Origin of the sequence: Rhizobium mayense, assembly GCF_030272705.1 — a bacterium.
Classification (GTDB): domain Bacteria; phylum Pseudomonadota; class Alphaproteobacteria; order Rhizobiales; family Rhizobiaceae; genus Rhizobium; species Rhizobium mayense.
On sequence record NZ_JARFYM010000140.1, the window covers coordinates 1 to 321 of the forward strand.

Genomic DNA, 321 nt, shown 5'->3' on the forward strand with positions numbered 1-321 from the left:
ATCGCGATGGCAATATTCGCGCCCAAGGGACACCTTTCAGGACGTATGGATATACGACTAGCAGTTTAACGCCGACGAAAGGTACGGCAATCGAACGTATGGTTGCACGGACTATACTGGCGTATGGTCTTGCAGGGTGCCCCGCTCGATCGCTTCCATCATCCTGACGACATGCGCGAGCGTTTGAGCACACATCTTCCGCATCGCGCTCGCTCGGTGAAGCTTGACTGTTATCTCGCTTAACCCGAGTTCAGCGGCCACTTGCTTGTTGAGCAGCCCCGACGCGACCAATTGCAGAACCTCGCGCTCGCGCGTTGTCAG

The 321-nt window shown here is 56.4% G+C and carries 1 protein-coding gene; it reads right to left on the bottom strand.

Translation table 11 applies throughout. The features are described 5' to 3' along the window. Positions 1–111: 111 nt before the first annotated feature. On the bottom strand, positions 112–321 hold a 210-nt coding region (locus PY649_RS35365), incomplete at its 5' end, for a response regulator transcription factor (protein ID WP_285873641.1).